Below are 14,419 nucleotides of genomic sequence, written 5' to 3' on the forward strand. Positions count from 1 at the left end.
TAAAATGCTTATTTATCAAATATGTCGCTATGAATGCCCCATTAGCTTTGAACCAGTTGTTGGACGCTGAGGCAGACTCTCCCCGTCTTCGTGAAATTCCCTACAACTACACCTCCTTTTCAGATCGAGAGATTGTTATTCGCTTGCTGGGCGAGGAGTCATGGCGTGTTCTCAATGACTTGCGTGGCGTCCGTCGTACTGGCCGCTCTGCGCGAATGTTATTTGAAATCTTGGGTGATATTTGGGTAGTACAACGCAATCCATTTTTGCAGGACGATTTATTAGATAGCCCTGATCGTCGTAAACAATTGATCGACGCTTTATGGCATCGCTTGGGCGAAGTCAAAAAACGGAACAGTGGCGATTCTGCTGATCAAGTAGAAGTTTTATTAAACGCCGCTGACCGCGCTATTGAAAGTTTTGAAAAAGGCTTTAAAGAAGTTGAGCAAATCCGCAAGCGCGCGAACAAGGAGTTAGGTCGTCATACCGCTAGTGACAATATTTGTTTTGATGGCGTATCTCGTGCAGCACACGTAACAGATGCAACTGACTGGCGTGTTGAATTCCCATTGGTTGTTCTGAAGCCTGATTACGAATCTGAGATTCCTGGTTTGGTTAAAGCTTGTGTTGAATTAGGTCTCACGATCATTCCTCGTGGAGGCGGTACTGGCTATACCGGTGGCGCTATTCCTCTGTATGCCATGTCTGCGGTGATTAATACTGAGAAGCTTGAGCAAATTGATGGCGTGAAGAGCAAACGCTTACCGGGCCTTGATCATGAAGTGCCTACAATTTTTACTGGTGCTGGAGTGGTAACCCGTCGTGTATCCGATGCTGCAGAGCATGCTGGACTGGTGTTTGCAGTTGATCCTACTTCTGCTGATGCAAGCTGTATTGGTGGCAATATCGCCATGAATGCTGGTGGCAAGAAAGCTGTTTTATGGGGTACCGCCCTCGATAATCTTGCAAGCTGGCGCATGGTTGATCCGCAAGGTAATTGGTTGGATGTGGAGCGTCTTGAGCACAACCTTGGCAAGATTCATGATGTTGCTACTGTCCGCTTTCAGCTGACATGGTCTGATGGAAATAGTGAGCCTGGCCAACGTATTTTAAAAACAGAATTATTAGAAGTTGAAGGCAAACGTTTCCGCAAAGAAGGTTTAGGTAAAGACGTCACGGATAAATTTTTATCTGGTTTGCCTGGCGTTCAAAAAGAAGGTTGTGACGGACTCATTACCAGCGCCACTTGGATATTGCATCGCATGCCCAAGTTTATGCGTACTGTTTGCCTCGAGTTTTTTGGTCAAGCACGCGAAGCTATTCCGAGTATTGTGGAGATCAAAGCCTATTTAGACGGCTTAAGCAAACAGGGCGGCCCGATTTTGGCCGGTCTTGAGCATTTGGACGACCGTTACTTAAAGGCAGTTGGTTACTCCACAAAATCCAAGCGCAATAGTTTGCCTAAGATGGTGTTGATTGGGGATATTGCTGGCGATAATGAAGAAGCAGTTGCAGCAGCCACTAGCGAAGTTGTCCGCATGGCAAACTTACGTGTTGGCGAAGGCTTTGTTGCAGTCAGTGCAGAGGCTCGTAAAAAGTTTTGGTTAGATCGTGCCCGCACAGCAGCTATTGCTCGGCATACCAATGCATTCAAAATTAATGAAGACGTGGTCATTCCCTTGCCGCGGATGGGCGAGTATACCGATGGCATTGAGCGCATCAATATTGAGCTATCTCTAAAAAATAAATTACAAGTACTCGATGGTCTAGAGTTATTTCTGAAAAAGAGTGCTCTGCCATTAGGTAAGAGCGATGAAGAGTATGAGATTCCAACTGCAGAAATCTTAGGAGATCGCGTTCAGCAGGCTCTAGAGCTCATTACTAAGGTACGAACTCGCTGGGCTGATTGGCTTACGCAGATGGATGCCTATTTCCCGCAACTACAAAATTACAGTTTGCGTGCCTCATGGAAAGAAGAAGTCCGCTCTGAATTGCGCATTATCTTTGGGGGTTTAGCATTCGAACCCATTCTTACTAAGCTTGAAGCGATTCATAAAAATATTTTGCGCAAACGGGTATTTATCGCTTTGCATATGCATGCTGGTGACGGTAATGTTCATACAAATATTCCAGTGAACTCTGATGACTATGAGATGTTGCAAGACGCCCATCACTCAGTCGATCGCATCATGAAGTTGGCCCGCTCTTTAGATGGTGTAATTTCTGGAGAGCACGGTATTGGTATTACCAAGCTTGAGTATTTAACTGAAGCGGAACTCAAAGATTTCCGCAGTTATAAGAATCGTGTAGACCCTGAGGGGCGCTTCAACAAAGGTAAGCTCATGCCGCATGCGGATCTGAGCATGGCCTATACGCCGAGCTTTGGCTTGATGGGGCACGAGTCCATCATCATGCAGCAAAGTGATATTGGAGCGATTGCCGATAGCGTGAAAGATTGCTTACGTTGCGGTAAGTGCAAACCAGTTTGTGCGACCCATGTACCTCGCGCTAATTTGCTATATAGCCCACGCGACAAAATTTTGGCTACCTCATTATTAATAGAAGCCTTCCTGTACGAAGAGCAAACCCGCCGCGGTGTTTCTATTCGCCATTGGGAAATGTTTGATGACGTGGCAGCACACTGTACTGTGTGCCATAAGTGCTTGACGCCTTGTCCAGTCAATATTGACTTTGGCGATGTGACAATGAATATGCGTAACCTCATGCGTAAGATGGGTCAGCAACGTTTTAACCCAGGCACAGCAGCATCAATGCTTTTCTTGAATGCAACCAGTCCAGAGACCATTAATTTGGTTCGTAAGGCCATGATTGGTTGGGGTTATAAGCTACAACGTCTGGGCAATGACGTTCTGCGTAAATTTGCTAAAAAGCAAACTGCTCATCCCCCTGCAACCGTTGGTAAGCCGACCATCACTGAGCAGGTAATTTTCTTTGTAAACAAAAAAATGCCCGGTAATTTACCTAAAAAAACTGCCCGTGCTTTGTTGGATATTGAAGATGCAAACTATGTGCCGATTATTCGCGATCCGAAAACAACTTCTGCTGATACCGAAGCGGTATTTTATTTCCCGGGCTGTGGATCTGAGCGCCTTTTCTCACAAGTGGGTTTAGCAACCCAAGCAATGCTGTGGAATGTTGGCGTGCAAACAGTGCTACCCCCAGGTTATTTATGCTGCGGTTATCCACAGCGGGGTAATGGTGATTTTGATAAAGCTGAGAAGATGATTACGGATAACCGCGTGTTATTTCACCGGGTTGCCAATACTCTGAATTACTTGGATATCAAGACCGTAGTAGTTTCTTGCGGAACTTGCTATGACCAGTTAGCTGGCTACCAGTTTGAACAGATTTTCCCAGGTTGCCGCATTATTGATATTCACGAGTACTTAGCAGAAAAAGGCGTTAAGCTCTCTGGAGTTACGGGTGTGAAGTATATGTATCACGACCCTTGTCATTCTCCAATGAAACTGCAGGATCCTTTGAAAACCGTAAATGAATTGATTCAATTGGAAGATGGTAAAGCGATTTTAAAGAATGATCGTTGCTGCGGCGAGTCTGGAACCTTAGCGGTTACTAGGCCAGATATCTCTACTCAAGTTCGCTTTCGTAAGCAAATTGAGATGGAAAAAGCTGCGAATGATTTACGCAAGGACAGCTTTAATGGTGATGTCAAAGTATTAACAAGTTGCCCATCTTGCTTGCAAGGTCTAACCCGTTTCGATGCAGATAGTGCTACTACTGCTGATTACATTGTGGTTGAGATGGCCCAAAAATTACTTGGTGAAAACTGGATGCAAGATTATGTTGCTAAAGCAAATCAGGGTGGCATTGAAAGGGTTCTCGTCTAATGATTCCTAACAATATCGTGGTACATCAGCAATCTAAGGTGCTTGAGCTCTCATATGAGAACGGTAATACCTATCGGCTGCCCTTTGAGCTTTTGAGAGTGCTCTCACCTTCCGCAGAAGTTCAAGGTCATGGTCCAGGGCAAGAGACTTTACAAACTGGAAAGCGTGATGTTTTGATTGCTAATCTTGAGCCTGTTGGCCATTACGCATTAAAGCCTAGCTTTTCTGACGGCCATGATTCAGGCTTATATTCTTGGGATTACTTGCAGTACCTGTGCGAGAACCAAGAGCAGTTGTGGAAAGAGCATTTAGATAGGTTGACAGCTGCAGGCCTTGATCGTGATGCACCGATGGTAGTTGCTGGCCATTCTTGTGGAAGTCACTAATGAGTAAAACTCATTTTGGTTATCAAAGTGTTGATGAGGCTGAAAAAGCTGGCAAGGTTGCCGAGATATTTCATTCAGTAGCAAGTAAATATGATGTGATGAATGACTTAATGTCATTTGGCTTGCATCGCATGTGGAAAAAAATCACTATTGCGCGTGCAAATGTTCGGCCAGGGCAAAAGGTTTTAGATATCGCTGGAGGCACTGGGGATCTTGCGGCAGCATTTGCTAAAGCAACAGATTGGGGTCACAATCCTGATGCGCAAGTTTGGTTAAGTGATATTAATGCCTCGATGTTGGGTGTTGGTCGCGATCGTTTATTGGATCGTGGTATGGCTTTACCTTGTGTGCAGTTTGATGCTGAAAAAATTCCGTTTCCGAATCAGCATTTTGATGTTGTCACTGTGGCATTTGGCTTACGCAATATGACTCATAAAGATGTAGCATTGGGCGAAATGTGTCGTGTGATTAAGCCAGGTGGCCGGGTATTGGTTTTGGAGTTTTCTAAACCCGATGCATTTTTACAGCCCATTTACGATACTTATTCATTCAAGGTCTTGCCTTGGTTGGGTGAGAAGATTGCACAAGATTCAGAAAGTTATCGTTATTTAGCGGAATCTATCCGTATGCACCCAGATGCCCAAACCCTCAAAGAAATGATGTTAGGAGTAGGTTTTGATGAAGTGGAAACCCATAGGATAACTGGGGGTATCGTTGCCTTACATATTGGTATTAAATACTGATAGTTGTATAGTTTTTAAGCTATTAAAAACTAATGCAGTTCGAAAGTTATAACAAGGGATAAATAAAAATGAATCAGCATTTTTTTAAAGCAGTTCTTTTAAGTCTCACATTAATGTTTGCATCTGTAGCTCATGTTGATGCTGCGCGTTTGGGTGGCGGTAAAAGTATTGGACGCGCGCCTAGTGCACCAATGCAAAAGCAAGCTGCTCCAGTGCAAAAGCCAGCACAACAAGCGCAACCTGCTGCGCCAGCTCCAGCCCCTCAAGCCCCTGCGCCTAGTCGTTTTGGCGGCATGGGTGGCCTCTTAGGTGGCTTAGCTGCCGGTTTGGGTATTGGCTATCTTTTATCCCATTTTGGCATGGGTGAAGCAGCATCCTCCATGATTACTGGACTCTTAATTGCTGTGTTGGCAGGCTTTGCCATCATGTTTGTGATTCGTAGATTGCTGCCAGCGATGTCTGGTGCAGGTGCTAATGCTCCAAAAGGTCTGCAGAGAACTAATATCGAGCAAGCTCCTAGACAAGAACCTGCCTTTACTCCCGCAGCAAATGCCTTCGGTGGTATGAGTACTGAGTCTGAAGTGTTTCAATCGACATTGCCCCCCGGTTTTGATGAGCGCTCTTTCCTTGAGAATGCAAAGCAGTACTTTGCTACTTTGCAAAAAGCCTGGGATCAAGGCGATCTTGTTGCTTTGCGTGAATTTACGACGCCTGACATGTTTGCCACAATTCAGCAGGATTTAGCAGGCAGGACCGATACCACCAATCAAACAGATGTCGTCACTATCAATGCCAAGCTTATTGGCATTGAGACTATAGATGCGCATTATTTCTGTAGCATTCAGTTTAGCGGCATGATTCGGGAACAAGTAGGCGCTCCAGCAAGCGACTTCTCCGAAATCTGGAATTTAAGTAAGCCGGTAGAGGGCCCTGGAGGCTGGGTACTAGCAGGTATCTCGCAGTTGGTTTAAGCTTTAGGTACTTTCCATTGGAAAACCCGCACTAGTGCGGGTTTTTTACACTCATGAATACGCATTTATCTTCTACCCATACGATAGCCGCCGGCGCCACTTGCCGCGGGATCAACCATGTATTGGGTAGTGAGCCATGGGCATCTACAGCACTAGCTAAGCATGCTGGCAAAACTATTTTGCTTGAACTGCCCTTGGGCAATCTTTGCTTTGAGATTTCTTCTGCTGGTTTATTAAATGTTTTAAAAGAAGCGCAGAACCCCTCTTTGACTTTAGAGGTATCAAGCAAAGCATTAGGCGAATTAGCGGCGAGCTCAGGTAGTTTGCGTGAGCAAGCCTTTAAAGCGGTGAAGCTCACTGGCGATGCAGACTTAGCTCAATTAATAGGCCGCTTAGCAGGACAGCTGCGCTGGGAATATGAAGAAGATTTGGCCCGTTTAGTTGGTGATGCACCTGCAAATTTTGCTGTGAGACAAGGTAAGAAATTTATTTCTGCCTCTCGTTCTGCAGCATCTGATTTGCTGGACAATGTCGTGGAGTATGTCAGTGAAGAAAGAAAAGTCCTTTTGAACAAGCGAGACTTTATAGCGCATAAATCCGAATTAAATGACTTGCGCGAATCTGTGGATCGAATCGAAAAGCGCATTCAACTCTTAGAGCAAAAGGTTAGATAAATCGTGCGTCGAATTGCTCGTCTCTGTTTTATTTTCTTCACTGCTTGGCGTTATGGCTTGTTACCGCTCTTACGCGATATTCTGAAGCCAGGAGTTGGTAGGGGCATTCTCACTGTTATCTGCTGGAGCTCGCCTGGCCTCAACTTACCTAGGGGCGAGCGTATTCGTTTGACACTAGAGGCGCTCGGCCCCATCTTTGTGAAATTTGGACAAGTACTTTCAACACGACGAGATTTATTGCCAGAAGATATTGCAGATGAGCTGGCAAAGCTACAAGATCAAGTTCCTCCATTTTCGAATGAAGAGTCACGTCGCTTAATTGAGAAAGCACTTGACCAGCCGATCGAAGAAGTATTTATGAGTTTTGATGCCACACCTGTAGCGAGCGCCTCTGTCGCACAAGTCCATTTTGGAGTTTTGCGCGCTACTGAAAAACATCCTGAATGGGATGGTCAAGCAGCTGCTATTAAAGTATTGCGCCCCGGCATTCTGCCAGTGATTGAAGGCGACATCGCCTTGATGTATGACTTAGCAAAGATTATTGAAAAAAGCTCTGAAGACGGACGTCGTTTAAAGCCACGTGAGAACGTTGCTGAGTTCGATACTTATCTACACGATGAATTGGATTTAATGCGTGAAGCTGCTAATGCAAGTCAGTTACGTAGAAATTTTGTTGATTCACAGCAATTAATGATTCCTGAGATGTATTGGGATCTATGCCATACCAACGTAATTGTGATGGAGAGAATGTATGGTATTTCCATTGGGCGAATTGCAGAGCTAGGCGCTGCTGGTGTAGATCTTAAAAAGTTAGCTGCTGATGGTGTGGAGATATTTTTTACTCAAGTGTTTGAGCATGGATTTTTTCACGCAGATATGCACCCTGGAAACATCATGATCAGCCTTGAGCCAGAAACATTTGGCCGCTTTATTTCTTTAGACTTTGGTATTGTTGGCGCACTGAGCGAATCTGATAAAAATTATTTAGCACTTAATTTCTTAGCATTCTTTAATCGTGATTACCGACGCGTTGCAGAATTGCATGTTGAATCTGGCTGGGTACCTGCTGATACGCGGGTTGAAGAATTAGAGGGCGCTGTACGTTCAGTTTGCGAACCCTATTTTGATCGTCCGCTCAAAGAAATTTCTCTTGGACTAGTTTTGTTGCGTTTATTCCAAACATCGCGCCGCTTTAAAGTGGAAATTCAGCCACAGTTAACACTCTTACAAAAAACACTCTTGAATGTCGAAGGTCTGGCACGCCAACTAGACCCCGATCTTGATCTATGGAAAACTGCCAAGCCTATTTTGGAAAAATGGATCAGTAAACAATTGGGTTGGCGCGGCTTAATTGAGGGCTTAAAAGCAGAAGCGCCTTCTTGGGCTAAGATTTTGCCAACTTTGCCCCGTTTGATTGCTGATGCCTTGGTGCAAGGACGCAATCAGACAAAAGACCAAAATGGCGAGCTAGAGGCCCTAAAAGCACTTTTGCTTGAAGAAAGGCGTACTCACCGACTAGTGGCGGGAGGCCTTCTCTTTACGGCTGGCTTTTTAGCTGGAATTTTGATTATCAGCCTAGGCATTTACTAGTCTAAAGCTGCTTACTCTCTAAACCGCTAAAATAGCCGGCTAGGCAGAACACATGAAAAAATACTTTATCGCAGGCATCCTTGTTTGGGTACCACTGGCAGTCACCGTTTGGGTGATTGGGTGGGGCTTGGGTTTGCTCGACGGCGTTTTTGGCTCAGTGATGCATGCCATCATTGTGGTTCTTCCAAGCGATACCGCATTAGATCTCCAGCATTTCCGTGACCTTCCGGGTGTTGGAATATTGATTGTGATTGCAGTCATTATGTTCACTGGATTACTGGCGATTAGTTTTGCTGGTCAATGGTGGTTAAAGATTTGGGATAAGTTTGTCAATCGCATTCCGATTGTGCGTTCGATCTACTCGAGTGTTCAGCAGGTTTCATCTACTCTATTTTCTGGAAGTGGTCAGGCCTTTAGCAAAGCCTTATTGATTCGTTATCCACATGCTGATTCTTGGGTAATTGCATTTCAAACAGGCATTCCCGCAAGAGAGGTAACAGCTAAACTCGGCGAGGACTATGTAAATGTATTCTTGCCAACCACTCCAAATCCTACCTCTGGTTTTTTCATGATTGTGCCGCGTGCACAAACGATTGAACTGGAGATGAGCGTAGAGGAAGCGTTGAAACACATTGTTTCCATGGGCTCTGTACCCCCTAATAGTTCTAGTGGATTGACTGCACCTCAGTCACCACGCCACCTTTGATTTATAGGAAATTGTTATGTCGATGCGAAGCCATACCTGTGGACAGGTAACCGATTCACTGATTGGTAAAGAAGTTACCCTTGCTGGATGGGTTAATCGCCGTCGTGACCACGGGGGTGTGATCTTTATTGACCTACGTGACCGCGAAGGTTTTGTCCAGATAGTCTGCGATCCGGATCGTCCGGAGATGTTTGCTTTGGCTGAGCAAGTACGCAGTGAGTTCTGTATTCAGATTAAAGGGCTCGTGCGTGCACGTCCTGCTGGAACTGAAAATAATGATCTAGTTAGTGGAAAAGTGGAAATCCTTTGTCATAGCCTGGTGATTTTGAATGCATCTGTGACTCCACCGTTTCAGATTGATGATGAGAATTTATCCGAGACAACTCGTCTTACGCATCGAGTGTTAGATTTACGTCGCCCGCAGATGCAAAAGAACTTACGTTTGCGTTACAACGTTGCAATGGAGTGCCGTCGTTATTTAGATGAAGCTGGCTTTATTGATATCGAAACTCCGATGCTCACCAAGAGTACACCAGAGGGGGCCCGCGATTACTTGGTTCCTTCACGTGTGCATGATGGTCAATTCTTTGCATTGCCACAATCTCCACAATTATTTAAGCAGTTATTGATGGTGGCTGGTTTTGATCGTTATTACCAAATTACCAAATGCTTCCGTGATGAAGATTTGCGCGCAGATCGCCAACCTGAATTTACTCAGATTGACTGTGAAACTGCTTTCTTAAGCGAGCTAGAGATTCGCGAGCTCTTTGAAAACATGATTCGTCATATTTTCAAGAAGACGATGAATGTTGAATTGCCTAATCCATTCCCAACCATGCCTTATTCAGAAGGTATGGCGCGTTTTGGATCTGATAAGCCAGATTTGCGTGTGAACTTCGAGTTCACTGAATTGACTGATTTAATGAAAGATGTTGACTTCAAGGTCTTCTCTGGCGCTGCCAATCAAGAAGGTGGCCGCGTAGTAGGCTTATGTGTCCCTGGTGGGGCTGGAATTAGTCGTAGCGAGATTGATGACTACACCCAGTTTGTCAGCATCTATGGCGCTAAAGGTTTGGCATGGATTAAGGTGAACTCTGTGGCTGAAGGCCGCAATGGCTTGCAATCTCCAATTGTCAAGAATTTGCATGACGCAGCCATCGAAGGTATCTTAAAACGCACTGGCGCTAAAGATGGCGACATTATTTTCTTTGGAGCCGATAAAGAAAAAGTGGCGAATGATGCAATCGGTAATTTACGCCTGCGCATTGGCCATTCTGCTTGGGGTAAAGAGCATGGTCTCTTTACTGAAGGGTGGAAGCCACTGTGGGTAGTTGATTTCCCAATGTTTGATTACGACGAAGGTGAAGCGCGTTGGGTTGCTTGCCATCATCCGTTTACAAGCCCGAAAGACGAGCACATGAAGTATCTGGAGTCTGATCCAGGTAAGTGCTTGGCAAAAGCTTATGACATGGTGCTCAACGGTAGTGAAATTGGTGGTGGTTCAGTCCGCATTCACCAAGAGGCAGTGCAAAGTCAGGTATTTCGTGCTTTGAAGATTGGCCCTGAAGAAGCCCAATCCAAGTTTGGCTTCTTATTGGATGCTCTTCAATATGGTGCACCTCCACACGGTGGCATTGCATTCGGCTTAGATCGCATTGTGACTATGATGACTGGTGCTGAATCAATTCGTGATGTGATTGCCTTCCCTAAAACGCAACGTGCACAGTGCTTATTGACTCAAGCTCCTAGCCCAGTAGATGAGCGTCAACTTCGTGAATTGCACATTCGCTTACGCCAAGCTACTCCAGTTGCTTAAATCAGCAAAGCAGCATCTAATCTATCTTGAAAATCCCTATTTCGGTTTTAGTTGTTATTTATAAATCGAATGGGGAGGTTTTATTAATAGAGCGTGCGGATAGAGAAAATTTCTGGCAATCTGTCACCGGTAGTCTTGATGCTCTAGATGAAGATCTTGCATTAGCGGCTACACGTGAGGTATTTGAAGAAACAGGTATTGCCGTTGATCGGTTGTCTGCTGGCGCATTGCACAATCTGCATCATCAGATTGAGTACGAAATTTACCCAGATTGGCGCTTTCGTTATGCGCCTGGTGTTACTAGAAATACTGAACATTGGTTTGCGTTAGAAGTTCCGGACAACACATCTATCAAACTGTCCCCAAGAGAGCATGTGGCATATGAATGGTTGCCCTTCGCAGAGGCGGCCGAGAAATGCTTCTCTCGCAGCAATGGTGAAGCCATTCTGAAGTTGTTCTCAAAGACTAAGGAATAAGATAGAGCAATGAGACCATCATCTGGGCAGCATCATTCACGAGTAGATTCCAAGCCTTCACAGGGAAGCGATTGGAAGGTCATTCGTGATTTAATTCCCTATCTACTGGAATATAAATTTAGAGTAACGATTGCCCTAGCTTGCTTGGTTGCTGCTAAGGTTACCAATCTAGGCATCCCTATTTTACTAAAGCGTTTAATTGATAATTTAAACGTCAGGGCAGATTCTCCACAAGCCTTGCTCGTGGTTCCAGTGGGGCTCATTTTGGCTTATGGGCTTCTACGAATGTCTGCTTCCTTATTTGCCGAGTTGCGCGAGTTTCTATTTGCTCGTGTGACCCAAAACGCTGTCCGTAAAGTGGCTCTCCAAGTCTTTGAGCATTTGCATTCTTTAGCGCTGAGCTTTCACTTGGCTCGCCAAACCGGAGGTGTCAGTCGCGATATTGAACGCGGCACCCGTGGGATTCAGTCTCTGATTGCTTACTCTTTATATAGCATCCTGCCAACACTTGTTGAGTTCATTTTGGTGTTGGGTTATTTAGCCTACTCATACGATATTTGGTTTGCTGCAATTACCTTATGCGCTTTGGTTTTCTATATTGTTTTTACTGTAGTGGTAACAGAGTGGCGCACTCATTTTCGTAAGACCATGAATGACATGGATTCCAAGGCAAATCAGAAAGCAATTGACTCTTTATTAAACTTTGAGACTGTGAAGTATTTTGGTAACGAAGCTTTTGAAGCAAGTCGTTATGACAAAAATTTAGTGCACTATCAGGCCGCCGCTGTTAAGTCACAAAAATCTTTAGCAATTCTTAATTTTGGTCAGCAAACAATCATTGCAGTTGGCTTAGTCTTAATTTTGTGGCGCGCTACGCTCGGTGTAGTAGACGGCACCATGACTCTTGGCGACCTCGTACTCGTTAATACCCTAATGATTCAGCTGTATATTCCACTCAATTTCCTGGGTGTGATTTACCGCGAGATCAAACAATCCCTAACGGATATGGAGCGCATGTTTTCTTTACTGAACACCGATAAAGAGATTGCAGACTCACCAAATGCTAAGCCGCTACATATTGAAAATTATGGTCATGGGCCTGATGTCCGTTTTGAGAACGTATCATTTCACTATGACGCTAAACGAGAAATCCTCCATGATGTGAGCTTTAAGATTCCAGCGGGAACAATCACTGCCGTGGTTGGACAAAGTGGGGCAGGTAAGAGTACTTTAGCTAGATTATTGTTTCGTTTTTATGATGTGCAGTCTGGAAAGATCTTGATTGATGGACAAAATATTCAAGATGTGACACAGGCCTCTCTGCGTAAAGCGATTGGTATCGTTCCGCAAGATACGGTCTTATTTAATGACACGATTGGCTATAACATTGCTTATGGCGATCCTTCAGCATCCATTGAAGAGGTGCAAGAGGCAGCTAGAGCAGCTCAAATTGATGCCTTTATCAAGCGCTTACCAGATGGCTACGATACCCAGGTAGGTGAGAGGGGTTTGAAGCTTTCTGGTGGCGAGAAACAACGTGTTGCGATTGCGCGAACTTTGTTGAAAAAGCCAGCAATGCTCATTTTTGATGAGGCTACCTCCGCCCTGGATTCCAAAACCGAAAGGGCTTTTCAAGAAGAATTACTGAGTTTGGCTAAAAATCGTACTACGCTCATCATTGCCCATCGGCTATCAACCATTACTCATGCCGATCAAATTTTAGTGATGGAACATGGGCAAATTGTGGAGCGGGGCACCCATCTGGAGCTGCTGGCGGCCCAAGGTAAATATGCCGAGATGTGGCAAATGCAAGAACGTGCTGCTCTTGATTAGAATAGCTTGATGACTCAACAAAATACTCAGCTAACTTCTACGGAAGATATTTTAAAAAATGCCTTTGCCGCAGCTGTTGCTGTGGCCGATCCTCAAGTCATCGTTCCACAATATTTAGCCAAGATATTTCCTGCTGGGCAAGAGCCTAAAGGGAGATGCTTGATAGTGGGCGCTGGTAAGGCTAGTGCTTCCATGGCTAGCGCACTAGAGATATATGCAAAAGCTCACTGGCCCCAAGTAAAACTAGAGGGCGTAGTGTTGACTCGTTACGGGCATGCATCGCCCACTAGTCATATTCAAATTATTGAAGCTGGTCATCCGGTGCCAGATCAAGCCGGCATGAATGGTGCCAAGGCAATATATGCATTAACCCAGCAATTGAAGCCAGGCGATGTATTGATTGCCCTCGTTTCTGGTGGCGGTTCAAGCCTGCTGACATTGCCTCAAGAGGGCATCTCCATTGATGACATACGTCAAACTACTGAAGCACTCTTGCGAAGTGGCGCTCCGATTGAAGAAATGAATATTGTTCGTAAACATTTATCTGCAATTTTGGGTGGTAACTTAGCAAGAGTTGCCATTGCTCATGGGGCACGCGTAGAGGCATTACTTATCTCCGATGTGACTGGTGACTCACCAGCAGATATCGCGAGTGGGCCGTGTGCAGCCGATTATTCAACATATCAAGATGCTTTAGCTATCTTTGAAAAATATCATTTGGGTAAAGATGAGATTCCCGCATCTGTCCTCAGTCATTTAAAGCAAGGCCTTGCAGGAGAAAAGCCAGAGACCTTAAAAGATGCTGATTTAGTCAGTGCTCAAGTAGCCAATCATGTCATTGCAACGGCCTATAAAAGCTTGGAGGCTGCTGCAGATTATGTGCGTAGCCAAGGTTATGAGCCCATTATTCTGGGCGATACGATTACTGGTGAAGCGCAGACTGTCGGCATTAGTCAAGCGCAATTAGCTAAAGAGCATTTATCTAAGAAAGCTGATAAATCGCTTGCGCTGATTTCTGGTGGCGAATGTACCGTTACTATTCCTACTGGTATTAAAGGTCGCGGGGGTCGTTGCAGTGAATACCTACTCTCGCTCTTTGCTGCCTCGAAAGATTTACCTCATTTAGCAGCTTTAGCTGCAGATACTGATGGTATAGATGGTAGTGAAAAAAATGCTGGCGCATGGTTTACGGGCGATATTCGTAAGGGCAGTCTAGCTAAAGGAATTGCTCCTGAGCCATTCTTGGCTGCCCATGATTGCTATGGCTTCTTTGCAGAATTAGGCGCTTTGGTAGAAACTGGCCCTACACTTACGAATGTGAATGATTTCCGCATCATTTTGCTTAATAAATAATT

11 protein-coding genes are annotated in these 14,419 nt (G+C 45.0%); all 11 read left to right on the top strand.

Features of this window, described 5'->3' with window-relative positions; all coding sequences use genetic code 11:
- Positions 1-29 precede the first annotated feature (29 nt).
- The 11 genes from ICN29_RS07530 to ICN29_RS07580 all read left to right on the top strand — a co-directional run bounded on the left by ICN29_RS07530 (position 30) and on the right by ICN29_RS07580 (position 14,417).
- Positions 30-3,869 (top strand): DUF3683 domain-containing protein, encoded by a 3,840-nt coding sequence (locus ICN29_RS07530; protein WP_216131290.1) that lies wholly within the window; start codon positions 30-32, stop codon positions 3,867-3,869.
- The gene (locus tag ICN29_RS07535) at positions 3,869-4,255 is read left to right on the top strand and encodes a gamma-butyrobetaine hydroxylase family protein (protein ID WP_216131293.1); all 387 of its coding nucleotides are present in this window, start codon (positions 3,869-3,871) and stop codon (positions 4,253-4,255) included. Before ICN29_RS07530 ends, ICN29_RS07535 begins: the two co-directional genes overlap by 1 nt.
- On the top strand, positions 4,255-4,998 hold the full coding sequence (gene ubiE, locus ICN29_RS07540; protein WP_216131297.1) for a bifunctional demethylmenaquinone methyltransferase/2-methoxy-6-polyprenyl-1,4-benzoquinol methylase UbiE: 744 nt from the start codon (positions 4,255-4,257) through the stop codon (positions 4,996-4,998). The genes ICN29_RS07535 and ubiE overlap by 1 nt, the downstream gene beginning before the upstream one ends.
- A 68-nt stretch (positions 4,999-5,066) precedes the next feature.
- Positions 5,067-5,969, top strand: coding sequence for a Tim44 domain-containing protein (locus ICN29_RS07545; RefSeq protein WP_216131299.1), 903 nt, complete (start codon positions 5,067-5,069; stop codon positions 5,967-5,969).
- A 53-nt stretch (positions 5,970-6,022) separates the two neighbouring features.
- The gene (locus ICN29_RS07550; RefSeq protein WP_216131302.1) at positions 6,023-6,643 is read left to right on the top strand and encodes a ubiquinone biosynthesis accessory factor UbiJ; all 621 of its coding nucleotides are present in this window, start codon (positions 6,023-6,025) and stop codon (positions 6,641-6,643) included.
- Between the two features lie 3 nt (positions 6,644-6,646).
- A complete protein-coding gene (gene ubiB, locus ICN29_RS07555; protein ID WP_369411647.1) occupies positions 6,647-8,233 on the top strand; it encodes a ubiquinone biosynthesis regulatory protein kinase UbiB in 1,587 nt (528 codons plus the stop codon).
- Positions 8,234-8,285: 52 nt separating this feature from the next.
- On the top strand, positions 8,286-8,939 hold the full coding sequence (locus ICN29_RS07560) for a DUF502 domain-containing protein (protein WP_216131305.1): 654 nt from the start codon (positions 8,286-8,288) through the stop codon (positions 8,937-8,939).
- A gap of 16 nt (positions 8,940-8,955) precedes the next feature.
- Complete coding sequence (gene aspS, locus ICN29_RS07565) at positions 8,956-10,755, top strand: aspartate--tRNA ligase (protein ID WP_216131308.1); 1,800 nt, start codon at positions 8,956-8,958, stop codon at positions 10,753-10,755.
- 26 nt (positions 10,756-10,781) lie between these two features.
- Entirely contained in the window at positions 10,782-11,231 is a 450-nt protein-coding gene (gene nudB / locus ICN29_RS07570; RefSeq protein WP_216131311.1) for a dihydroneopterin triphosphate diphosphatase, read from the top strand.
- A gap of 9 nt (positions 11,232-11,240) precedes the next feature.
- Positions 11,241-13,064, top strand: coding sequence for an ABCB family ABC transporter ATP-binding protein/permease (locus ICN29_RS07575; RefSeq protein WP_216131314.1), 1,824 nt, complete (start codon positions 11,241-11,243; stop codon positions 13,062-13,064).
- Positions 13,065-13,073: 9 nt separating this feature from the next.
- On the top strand, positions 13,074-14,417 hold the full coding sequence (locus ICN29_RS07580) for a glycerate kinase type-2 family protein (protein ID WP_216131317.1): 1,344 nt from the start codon (positions 13,074-13,076) through the stop codon (positions 14,415-14,417).
- Positions 14,418-14,419 lie beyond the last annotated feature (2 nt).

It is taken from the genome of Polynucleobacter nymphae, from assembly GCF_018882155.1.
Classification (GTDB): Bacteria; Pseudomonadota; Gammaproteobacteria; order Burkholderiales; family Burkholderiaceae; genus Polynucleobacter; species Polynucleobacter nymphae.